This window comes from Novosphingobium sp., assembly GCF_027489515.1.
Classification (GTDB): domain Bacteria; phylum Pseudomonadota; class Alphaproteobacteria; order Sphingomonadales; family Sphingomonadaceae; genus Novosphingobium.
This window is the reverse complement of the sequence record NZ_JAIXZS010000038.1, coordinates 1-2,637: the sequence shown is the minus strand read 5'-3', so window position 1 is coordinate 2,637 and position 2,637 is coordinate 1. Positions and strand designations below refer to the sequence as shown.

Below are 2,637 nucleotides of genomic sequence, written 5' to 3'. Positions count from 1 at the left end.
GGGGATGGTCCTCGCAAGGCCTCTGTAAGGAGTATGGTCATGCGCACCGGCGTGATCGCGAAGAAGGTCGGGATGACCCGGCTTTTCCAGGACGACGGACGGCACGTGCCGGTTACCGTCCTGGCGCTTGAAAATTGCCAGGTGGTCTCGGTCCGCACCGAAGAGCGCGACGGTTACGTCGCGGTTCAGCTCGGCGCGGGCAAGGCCAAGCAGAAGAATGTTGCCAAGCCGCAGCGCGAGCACTTCGCCAAGGCTGAAGTCGAACTGAAGATGGAAGTCGCCGAGTTCCGCGTCGCTGATGACGCGCTGCTCGAAGTCGGTTCGACCATCGCCGCTTCGCACTTTGTGCCCGGCCAGTATGTCGACATCACCGGTCACACCCAGGGCAAGGGCTTTGCCGGCGCGATGAAGCGCTGGGGCTTCGGCGGTATGCGCGCCACCCACGGTGTCTCCATCACCCACCGCGCCCACGGTTCGACTGGTAACCGCCAGGATCCGGGCCGCGTGTTCAAGAACAAGAAGATGGCCGGCCACATGGGCGACCGTCAGCGCACCCAGCAGAACCTCGAGGTCGTCCGCACGGATGACGAGCGTGGCCTGATCTTCGTCAAGGGCTCGGTCCCCGGCTCGAAGAACGGCTGGCTGCTCGTTCGCGATGCGGTGAAGGTCGATCGCCACGCCGAGGCGCCTTATCCGGCCGGTCTCAAGCAGGCCGCCAACACCAACGACACCACGGCGGCTGCCGACACTCCCGCGGAAGACACCGCGTCTGTCGAGACCACCGTCGATGGTCAGGAGGGCTAAGTCGTGAAGGTTCAGGTCCTCAATCTCGATGGCACCGCAGCCGGCGAAGCCGAGCTCTCGGATGCCGTGTTCGGTGTGGCTCCCCGCGCCGACATCCTCCACCGCGTCGTCACCTGGCAGCTCGAGAAGCGCCGTGGCACCGCCCGCGGAGCGCGTGAGCGTTCGGACGTGGCGCGTACCGGCAAGAAGCTCGGCAACCAGAAGGGTGGCGGTGGCGCTCGTCACGGCGATCGTGCGGCTCCGATCTTCATCGGCGGCGGCAAGGCCCATGGCCCCCGCGTCCGTGATTTCGATCCCTCGCTCAACAAGAAGATCCGCGCTCTGGGTCTGAAGATGGCGCTCTCGACCAAGGCCCTCTCCGAAGGCCGTGGTCTGGTCGTGGTCGACACGCTCGACACCGATGGCAAGACCGCCACACTGGCCGCGACGCTCGCCAAGGCGGGCTTCGGCAAGAAGGTCCTCGTGATCGACGGCGAAGCGGTGAACGACAACTTCGCCCGCGCCGCGCGCAACATCATCGGGGTCAACGTGCTCCCGGCGGTCGGCGCGAACGTCTACGACATCCTGAAGCATGATACGCTGGTGCTGACGCGCGCTGCGGTCGAAAAGCTGGAGGCGCGTTTCAATGGCTAAGGAAGGCATCGACACGCGTCACTACGACGTGATCGTGGCTCCCCACATCACCGAGAAGTCGACGCTGCTCAGCGAGCACAACGCTGTTGTGTTCAAGGTCGCCGACAAGGCCACCAAGCCGCAGATCAAGGCTGCGGTCGAGGCTCTGTTCGGCGTCAAGGTCACCAAGGTGAACACCTTGAACCAGGACGGCAAGACCAAGCGCTGGAAGGGCAAGCCCTACAAGCGTTCGGACTTTAAGAAGGCTGTCGTGACGCTGGCTGCAGGCCAGTCGATCGACGTCACCAGCGGTATCTGAGGCGCATAGATCATGGCACTCAAGAACTATAACCCGACCAGCCCCGCCCGGCGCGGCCTGATCCTCGTCGACAAGTCGTCGCTGTGGAAGGGCAAGCCCGTCAAGGCGCTGACCGAGGGCAAGAGCAAGACCGGCGGCCGGAACAACAAGGGCCACGTGACCAGCCGCGGTATCGCGGGCGGCCACAAGCAGCGCTACCGGTTCATCGACTTCAAGCGCCGCAAGTGGGACATGCCCGCGACCGTCGAGCGTCTGGAGTATGACCCCAACCGCACCGCGTTCATCGCGCTCGTCAAGTACGAGGACGGCGAGCAGACCTACATCATCGCCCCGCAGCGTCTTGCGGTCGGTGACGTGGTCGTCGCCGGTGAGAAGACCGACGTGAAGCCGGGCAACGCGATGCTGCTCAGCCAGATGCCGGTCGGCACGATCATCCACAACGTGGAGATGAAGCCGGGCAAGGGCGGTCAGATCGCCCGTTCGGCCGGCACCTATGTCCAGCTCGTCGGTCGTGACCGCGGCATGGTCATTGTCCGCCTGAACTCGGGCGAGCAGCGCTACCTGCGCGGCGATTGCATGGGCACGGTTGGCGCGGTGTCGAACCCCGACAACTCGAACCAGAACCTTGCCAAGGCTGGTCGCGGTCGTTGGCTCGGTCGTCGCCCGCTTACCCGCGGTGTCGCCAAGAACCCGGTCGATCACCCGCACGGTGGTGGTGAAGGCCGCACCTCGGGTGGCCGTCATCCGGTCACGCCGTGGGGCAAGCCGACCAAGGGCGCCCGCACCCGTCACAACAAGCAGACGGACAAGATGATCATCCGTTCGCGTCACGCGAAGAAGAAGAGGTAACACCCCATGGCACGTTCCGTCTGGAAGGGACCCTTCGTCGACCTGCACCTCCT

Annotated in this window: 4 protein-coding genes; all 4 read left to right on the top strand. The window is 64.8% G+C overall.

Annotation, left to right across the window (positions count from 1 at the left end):
• The first annotated feature begins 39 nt into the window (after positions 1-39).
• From rplC to rplB, 4 genes are read left to right on the top strand one after another with little or no spacing between them, the layout of a single operon-like run.
• Positions 40-804 carry a 50S ribosomal protein L3 gene (gene rplC, locus Q0082_RS06825; protein ID WP_298191127.1) on the top strand — a complete coding sequence of 255 codons (765 nt, stop codon included), beginning with the start codon at positions 40-42 and terminating at the stop codon, positions 802-804.
• A 3-nt stretch (positions 805-807) separates the two neighbouring features.
• On the top strand, positions 808-1,437 hold the full coding sequence (rplD, locus tag Q0082_RS06820) for a 50S ribosomal protein L4 (RefSeq protein WP_298191125.1): 630 nt from the start codon (positions 808-810) through the stop codon (positions 1,435-1,437).
• Positions 1,430-1,735 (top strand): 50S ribosomal protein L23, encoded by a 306-nt coding sequence (locus Q0082_RS06815; protein WP_298191123.1) that lies wholly within the window; start codon positions 1,430-1,432, stop codon positions 1,733-1,735. Before rplD ends, Q0082_RS06815 begins: the two co-directional genes overlap by 8 nt.
• 12 nt (positions 1,736-1,747) lie before the next feature.
• Positions 1,748-2,584, top strand: a complete 837-nt coding sequence (rplB, locus tag Q0082_RS06810) for a 50S ribosomal protein L2 (protein WP_298191121.1) — start codon at positions 1,748-1,750, stop codon at positions 2,582-2,584.
• The last annotated feature ends 53 nt before the right edge of the window (positions 2,585-2,637 follow it).

Coding starts and splice junctions, on each gene's coding strand:
- Q0082_RS06815 (WP_298191123.1), top strand. CDS start 1,430: ATGGCTAAGGAAGGCATCGACACGCGTCACTACGACGTGATCGTGGCT.
- rplB (WP_298191121.1), top strand. CDS start 1,748: ATGGCACTCAAGAACTATAACCCGACCAGCCCCGCCCGGCGCGGCCTG.
- rplC (WP_298191127.1), top strand. CDS start 40: ATGCGCACCGGCGTGATCGCGAAGAAGGTCGGGATGACCCGGCTTTTC.